The following is a 6,993-nucleotide window of genomic DNA, read 5'->3' on the forward strand; positions in this document are numbered from 1 at the left end:
ACCCCACCCCGCCCCCGGCCCACCGAAAACAGTCGCGGCCCCGGCGAGGGCGCGCTCAGGCCGTCCCCTGCCTGTGAGTGCGCGCCCCCGCCGGGGCCGTGGGCCCGTGGACCGTTCTTGCCGTTCCGGTCCGGCCGGGCAACCGGCGGACGGAAGGCGACGCGCCCCGCTCATGGCGCGTGCCCCCGTCGGCCGGGGTTCGTCAGCCGGCCTTCCCGGCCGGCTCGGAGGAGGAGGCGGCGGCGGAAGCCGCCCCAGGCGTGCCCTTCAGCGCGACCTCCTTGATGAAGAGCGTCACGATGAACGCGATCAGCGCACACGGCGCCGCGTAGAGGAAGACGTCCGCGATGCCGTGCCCGTACGCGCTCTCCATGACCGTGCGGAGCGGCGCCGGCAGGGACTTGAGGTCCGGGATGCCGCCGCCCCCCGTACCGCCGTGGCCCATGGCCGCCGCGGCCTTCGGGCCGAGCGCGGTGAGCCCGTCCTTCACATAGTCCGGCACCCGGCTGGCGAGCACCGCGCCCAGCGCGGAGACACCGACCGCACCGCCCAGGGAGCGGAAGAAGGTGACGACGGAGCTCGCGGCGCCGAGATCCTTCGGCTCGACCTGGTTCTGCGCGGCGAGCACGAGGTTCTGCATCATCATGCCGATGCCGAGACCCATGAGCACCATGTAGACGGCGAGGTGCCAGTACGGGGTGTCGTAGCGCATCGTGCCGAGGAGGCCGAGGCCCGCGGTGAGCAGCACACCACCCGTGAGCAGCCACGCCTTCCAGCGACCGGTCTTGGTGATGATCTGACCGGAAACCGTCGACGAGACGAACAGACCGCCGATCATCGGGATCGTCAGCACACCGGACATCGTCGGCGACTCGCCGCGCGCCAGCTGGAAGTACTGCGAGAAGAAGACCGTGCCGGCGAACATCGCCACGCCCACGAAGAGGCTCGCGAGCGAGGACAGCGCGATGGTCTTGTTGCGGAACAGCCGCAGCGGAATGATCGGTTCGCTGGCCTTCGACTCCGTGAGGAGGAAGAGCGCGGCGAGGACGATCGAGCCGCCGACCATCGCGCCGGTCTGCCAGGAGATCCAGTCGTAGTCCTTGCCCTTGCCGGCCCGGGTGACCCAGATCAGCAGCAGGGTGACGGACGCGGTGATGAAGAAGGCGCCCAGCCAGTCGACCTTGACGTCACGCTTGACGACGGGCAGCTTCAGCGTCTTCTGCAGGACGATCAGCGCGATGATCGCGAACGGCACGCCGACGTAGAAGCACCAGCGCCAGCCGAGCCAGCTGGTGTCGGTGATGACACCGCCGAGCAGCGGGCCGCCGACCGTCGCCACGGCGAAGGTCGCGCCGAGGTAGCCGCTGTAACGGCCGCGCTCCCGGGGGGAGATCATCGCGGCCATGACGATCTGGGCCAGGGCGGACAGACCGCCCACGCCTATGCCCTGGACGACGCGGCAGGCGATGAGCATGCCGGTGTTCTGCGATAGACCGGCCACGACCGAGCCGGCCACATAGACCACCAGCGCCAGCTGGACCAGCAGCTTCTTGCTGAAGAGGTCGGAGAGCTTGCCCCAGAGCGGGGTGGACGCGGTCATCGCCAGGAGCGAGGCCGTGACGACCCAGGTGTAGGAGGACTGGCTGCCGTGGAGGTCGTGGATGATCTCGGGCAGCGCGTTGGAGACGATCGTCGAGGAGAGGATCGCGACGAACATGCCGAGCAGCAGCCCGGAGAGCGCTTCCATGATCTGGCGGTGCGTCATGGGCGCCGCGTCGGTGGCGGCGCCGGCCTGCGCCGGAGCTCCTGAGGCGTCCCGCACACCTGCCGGTGAGGACTTGGCCATGGACTTCCTTTCTGGCTTGGTGGTCAGACGGGTGTACGGGTGGTGGATTCGGCGCCGGACGCGGCGCCGGAGTGGTGATACGGCCGCGACCGGCAGTCGCCGAAGCTGTCGCGGAGCCGCTTCATCAGGCCGATGAGGTGGCCGACGTCGTCGTCGGACCAGTCCTGGAGGGCATGGGCGAGCGCGTCCGTGTACCGCGCGGAGACCTCGTCCAGCAGCTCCTGGCCGCTGGCGGTGAGGCTCAGCAGCCGGGACCGCTTGTCGAGCGGGTCCGGGTGCCGTTCGAGCCAGCCGCGCTCGGCGGCGTAGGCGACGTGCCGGCTGGTCACCGAGGCGTCGATGGACAGCAGCTCGCCGAGGCGGCTCATCCGCATCTCACCGTGCTGCTTCAGCAGGGTGAGCATGATGGCCGTGGCCGGGGAGCAGTCCTGCGGCAGGGCGCGGCTCAGCCCGCGCTTCACCGCGCCGATGGCGCTCAGCTGGCGCGCCAGCTCCTGGTACTGCTCCTGTGCGGCCATGGGCCTCGGCTCCCGGGTGCCACTCGCTCGACGGTTAGGTTGCTCTGGGCAACCATAGGGAAGATTGGTTGCTGAAGGCAAATGAAAAAGGGGATTATCGGGTAAAAGGAGAACCAAGGGTTCTTCGGGAGGGCGTAAAGGGGCGGCCCGCCGGGCGCGGCGGCACGGCCTTTCGCTAGGGTCCCGCCCATGGCAGCCAACCCCCAGCAGAACCCCGGTGGCGACTACGACCCCGCGGGCAGCACGCAGATGTTCCGAGCGTTCGTGTCGGAAGAGGGCGGCCCCGCATCGGTGCCGGGTCCGGTCGCCCCCGGCGGCGGGCGGGCGGCGCGGCGGGCCGCGGCGTCCTCGTCCGGGCCGAGTGCCGGGCTGATCATTGGCGTGATCGTCGCGATCGTGCTCGTGGCCGGTGCGGCCTGGCTCGCACTGGGCTGAGTTCGCCCCAGTCCCGCCCTTTCACCGTTTCCCGGGGCTCCGCCCCGGGCCCCGCTCCTCAAACGCCGGAGGGGCTGAGATGGGTCAGCCGGAGGGGCTGAAGGGCATGGGTGAAGGGGACCGTGTCGCGGTCGGCGCCGGTTTTCCCCAGGATGTGGACGAGCAGGGTGACCGTGCCCGAGGCGATCGGCGTGGGGCCGGTGTTGGTGAAGGCGAGGGTGACGCGTTCACACCAGCGCTCGTCGGTGGGTTCGCGGTGCGGGATGCTCACGGTCAGGGCGGGGAGCGGGATGAGCTCCACGCCGCCCTTGGGCGGCACGGGGTGATCGGCCGCTCCTGTCGTGCCGGGTCCGGCGGCCCCCGTGGCGACACGGACCTCGCGGTCACCGCCGCCGCAGCCCGCCGAGGCGAGCGTGCCCACCGCAACCAGGCAGACGAGGCAGACGAGCGTCTTCCGTCGCATCGGCCCAGTGTCACTGACTCGAAGTCAGCGTGTACACACCGCCGGTCAGTCGGCGATGAGACCTTCCCGCAACTGCGCCAGCGTGCGGGTCAGCAGCCGGGAGACGTGCATCTGGGAGATGCCGACCTCCTCGCCGATCTGTGACTGCGTCATATTGGCGAAGAACCGCAGCATGATGATCTGCCGTTCACGCTGGGGCAGCTTCGCCAGCAGGGGCTTCAGTGACTCGCGGTACTCCACGCCCTCGAGCGCCGTGTCCTCGTAGCCCAGCCGGTCGGCCAGGGAGCCCTCGCCGCCGTCGTCCTCCGGGGAGGGGGAGTCCAGCGAGCTCGCCGTGTAGGCGTTGCCCACGGCCAGGCCGTCGACGACGTCCTCCTCGGAGACGCCGAGGCACACGGCCAACTCCGGGACGGTGGGCGAGCGGTCGAGCTTCTGGGCGAGTTCGTCGCTCGCCTTGGTGAGGGCGAGGCGCAGCTCCTGGAGGCGGCGCGGGACCCGCACGGACCAGCTGGTGTCCCGGAAGAAGCGTTTGATCTCACCGACGACCGTGGGCATCGCGAACGTCGGGAATTCGACACCGCGTTCGCAGTCGAAGCGGTCGATCGCCTTGATCAGCCCGATGGTGCCGACCTGGACGATGTCCTCCATGGGCTCGTTGCGGCTGCGGAAGCGGGCCGCGGCGTACCGCACGAGGGGGAGGTTGAGCTCGATGAGGGTGTCGCGGACGTAGGTGCGCTCGACGCTGTCCCGGTCGAGCGCGGCCAGCCGCAGGAACAGGGAGCGGGAGAGGGTGCGGGTGTCGATGGCTTCACAGTCGTCGAGCACGGCGTGCGGTGCGTCGTTGGCGAGCACCTTCGCGCTGCCCAGGTCTACGGACATGCCACCCCCTTGAGGTCGCGGACGGATCACAGCGGCACCCTCGCGCGAGGGGTTCAGCCTCCACCTGAATACCGGAGGCTGCGCTGTGGCAAACGCAGTTCCAGCAGAATGTCACATGTCGGCAACACGCTGTAGCGTCAAGTCGATATATCTTCCCCATGACATCGGGGGAGGGGTCACCCGTGAGGGTTAGGCGTCGATTCGATTTGCGGAACGGAGCCGGGCGAAGCTTCGTGAGAGTAGCCGGGACACATGCATCTGTGACACCCCCAGCTCCGCGCTGATCTGCGACTGCGTCAAATTGCTGTAGTAGCGCAGCAGGAGGATCCGCTGTTCCCGCTCAGGAAGCTGTACGAGCAGATGGCGGACGAGATCACGGTGTTCGACCCCGGCCAGCGCGGGGTCCTCGTAGCCGAGGCGATCCAGCAGGCCGGGCAGGCCGTCGCCCTCCTGGGCGGCCTCCAGGGAGGTGGCGTGATACGAACGGCCGGCCTCGATGCAGGCCAGCACCTCGTCCTCGGCGATCTTCAGCCGGTCGGCGATCTCGGCGGTGGTGGGGGAGCGGCCGTGGAGCACCGTCAGGTCCTCCGTGGCGCCGTTGACCTGCACCCACAGCTCGTGGAGGCGGCGCGGGACGTGCACGGTGCGGACGTTGTCGCGGAAGTACCGCTTGATCTCGCCGACGACGGTCGGCATCGCGAACGTGGGGAACTGGACGCCACGATCGGGGTCGAAGCGGTCGATGGCGTTGATGAGACCGATGGTGCCGACCTGGACCACGTCCTCCATGGGCTCGTTGCGGCTGCGAAAACGCGCCGCGGCGTACCGCACGAGGGGGAGGTTGGCTTCGATCAGGGCGGCGCGTACGCGGGCGTGCTCGGGGGTGCCGGGCTCCAGGGTGACGAACTCCTTGAAGAGCACCTGGGTCAGGGCCCGGGCGTCGGCGCCCCGGCCCTCCCGCGAGCGGGGGCCGCGTACGGCGCCGGGCTCGCCGGGCCGGCCGTCCTCGCCGGGGTCGTGGTCCCCGTCGGGGCCGGTGGGCTCAAGGCCGTCGGGGAGGCTGTCGGGGATACCGCCGGCGTCGGCGACGGGGCCGGCGACAGGGTCGGTGACAGGGGTCGTGACGGGATCGGTGACGGGATCGACGACGCGGTCGATGACGGTGTTGGTTTCGTCGGTGGACTTGTCGCGCCGGAGGGGGGCTTCGGGCGCTGTACGGGCCGGCACGGTCACCACCCCTTCGCGGTCAAAATCGATCAACTCATCCGGCAAAAGCGGTCATAGCATCACAAGACATGTCCGTAGTGTGCAAGCACCGCATAGCACCGTGTTGACGACAAAAAACGCCCCTCACCCGGGGGGTGAGGGGCGCCGGAAGGGCTCTCAGAACGGGTAGTCGGCGATCACCCAGGTCGCGAATTCGCGCCACTGGGCGACGCCCGCCTGGTGGGCGGGGTGGTCCAGATACCGCTGGAGCGCGGCCATGTCCTCGACCGAGCAGTTGATGGCGTAGTCGTAGGCGATCGGCCGGTCGGAGACGTTCCAGGCGCACTCCCAGGAGCGCAGCTCGGGAATGGCGCCGTCCAGCTTCTCGAACGCCTGCACGCCGGCGACGACGCGCGGGTCGTCGCGCTCGACGCCCTCGTTGAGCTTGAACAGGACGAGATGACGGATCACGGGTGCCTTCTTTCAGCTGACGAGCTGGGTCATGAACTCGCCGATGTTCATGGCGGCGTCCGATATCCCCTGGAACCCTATCTGGACGAGCTCGGCCGACCGGGCGGGGGAGTGGATGATCGTGTACGCCACGAAGATGCCGAGACCCCAGAGCACGACCTTCTTTGTCTGCACGATGACGCCCTGCCTCCCCTGCGGTCCCGCCTTGATCGCGAGAGTCTATCCGCGCAAACGTGCGAGGGAATGAATGGCCGAAAATCATGGCGCGTCGCGCTGGGGGCGCGAGGCCGCGGTGTGGACGGATTCACACCCCTCACGCGGACTTTAAGGACTTTGTGCCCTGCAAGCCGGGCCCTTCGGCAGACTTCCGCGCCCGCGCCGGGGCGGAGGATGGACGCGTGGTCCACGGATCTGGCAGGAATCCTGTGGGCCAGGGACGCGACCTCACTGCGGGGTCCGGGCCGTGCGAATCCCCCCGACCGCGGCCCGTACTTGGAGGCCGTGTCCTCGTCGGGGGAAGCGGTTGTCCCCCCGATGCCGCTTCCCCCGTCCCGCGTTCGCCGGAAGCCCCGGCTCCGGGCCCACGACGCGCACCGTGGCCCGGGGCCGGGGCTTCCGCGCCGCCGGCCCGGACACCGCTGGACGAACGCCGGATGCACGCCGGATCACGGCTGGGCCTCAGAGGTGAAATCGGCCCACGGCCGGGGCACCAGAAAGGCACACGATGTGCCCGATGAGGGAGGGCGGTGAGGTTCGCCATGGGCGTGTACGAGCTCGCCTTCACCATGCGGGAACGCGTGGCGGGGGGAGCGGTGGTCATGGAACTGGCCGGTGAGATCGACATCCTGGCCGAGCAGACGCTGGGACAGCGGATGGAGGGCGTCGCGGCGCGGTGCCGTGGGGAACTGGTGCTCGATCTGCGCGCCGTGACCTTTCTGGACGCCAGCGGCGTACGGCTGTTGCTGCGGGTTCGCGCCCGCGCGGCGCGGTGCGGTGCGGGGTTGCGGGTTGTGCGGGGTGGGGCGATGGTTTCGAAGGTCGTTCGGATCGCCGGGGTCGAGGCGGCGTTCGTCTGGCTCGAGGAGTTCCCCCCGACGGCGGTCGGCAGCGTCCCCGCCTGACGGCGGGTTCCGTGGACTTTCCGGGTGCCCCCGGTGGGGTTTCCCGCGCCTTCG

The 6,993-nt window shown here is 69.7% G+C and carries 8 protein-coding genes and 1 pseudogene; 2 read left to right on the forward strand and 7 right to left on the reverse strand.

Annotated elements, in window-relative coordinates:
• Positions 1–208 precede the first annotated feature (208 nt).
• Positions 209–1,765, reverse strand: a pseudogene (locus ACX9I7_RS32125) (MDR family MFS transporter); the annotation flags it as partial.
• Between the two features lie 104 nt (positions 1,766–1,869).
• Positions 1,870–2,364: a MarR family winged helix-turn-helix transcriptional regulator gene (locus ACX9I7_RS32130; RefSeq protein ID WP_387573240.1), complete on the reverse strand. Its 495-nt coding sequence runs from the start codon at positions 2,362–2,364 to the stop codon at positions 1,870–1,872.
• Positions 2,365–2,553: 189 nt separating this feature from the next.
• Between ACX9I7_RS32130 and ACX9I7_RS32135 the strand changes: the two genes are divergently transcribed.
• Positions 2,554–2,799, forward strand: a complete 246-nt coding sequence (locus ACX9I7_RS32135) for a hypothetical protein (protein WP_387573243.1) — start codon at positions 2,554–2,556, stop codon at positions 2,797–2,799.
• Between the two features lie 58 nt (positions 2,800–2,857).
• Here the strand turns inward: ACX9I7_RS32135 and ACX9I7_RS32140 are convergent, their stop codons facing one another.
• From ACX9I7_RS32140 to ACX9I7_RS32160, 5 genes are all read right to left on the reverse strand, one after another.
• A complete protein-coding gene (locus ACX9I7_RS32140; RefSeq protein WP_387573245.1) occupies positions 2,858–3,262 on the reverse strand; it encodes a hypothetical protein in 405 nt (134 codons plus the stop codon).
• A gap of 45 nt (positions 3,263–3,307) precedes the next feature.
• On the reverse strand, positions 3,308–4,141 hold the full coding sequence (locus ACX9I7_RS32145) for an RNA polymerase sigma factor SigF (RefSeq protein ID WP_126915150.1): 834 nt from the start codon (positions 4,139–4,141) through the stop codon (positions 3,308–3,310).
• A gap of 189 nt (positions 4,142–4,330) precedes the next feature.
• Positions 4,331–5,212, reverse strand: coding sequence for an RNA polymerase sigma factor SigF (locus ACX9I7_RS32150; RefSeq protein WP_387573645.1), 882 nt, complete (start codon positions 5,210–5,212; stop codon positions 4,331–4,333).
• Positions 5,213–5,524: 312 nt separating this feature from the next.
• On the reverse strand, positions 5,525–5,818 hold the full coding sequence (locus tag ACX9I7_RS32155; protein WP_358634204.1) for a Dabb family protein: 294 nt from the start codon (positions 5,816–5,818) through the stop codon (positions 5,525–5,527).
• A 12-nt stretch (positions 5,819–5,830) separates the two neighbouring features.
• Positions 5,831–5,992 (reverse strand): hypothetical protein, encoded by a 162-nt coding sequence (locus tag ACX9I7_RS32160; protein ID WP_164737664.1) that lies wholly within the window; start codon positions 5,990–5,992, stop codon positions 5,831–5,833.
• A 590-nt stretch (positions 5,993–6,582) separates the two neighbouring features.
• Here ACX9I7_RS32160 and ACX9I7_RS32165 point away from each other — a divergent pair.
• Positions 6,583–6,939: an STAS domain-containing protein gene (locus ACX9I7_RS32165; protein WP_459389338.1), complete on the forward strand. Its 357-nt coding sequence runs from the start codon at positions 6,583–6,585 to the stop codon at positions 6,937–6,939.
• Positions 6,940–6,993: the final 54 nt, after the last annotated feature.

It is taken from the genome of Streptomyces sp. L500 (assembly GCF_054551825.1).

Bases quoted from the DNA above. Each gene is read 5' to 3' on its own strand.
- ACX9I7_RS32130 (WP_387573240.1), bottom strand. From the start codon at position 2,364: ATGGCCGCACAGGAGCAGTACCAGGAGCTGGCGCGCCAGCTGAGCGCC.
- ACX9I7_RS32145 (WP_126915150.1), bottom strand. From the start codon at position 4,141: ATGTCCGTAGACCTGGGCAGCGCGAAGGTGCTCGCCAACGACGCACCG.
- ACX9I7_RS32140 (WP_387573245.1), bottom strand. From the start codon at position 3,262: ATGCGACGGAAGACGCTCGTCTGCCTCGTCTGCCTGGTTGCGGTGGGC.
- ACX9I7_RS32135 (WP_387573243.1), top strand. From the start codon at position 2,554: ATGGCAGCCAACCCCCAGCAGAACCCCGGTGGCGACTACGACCCCGCG.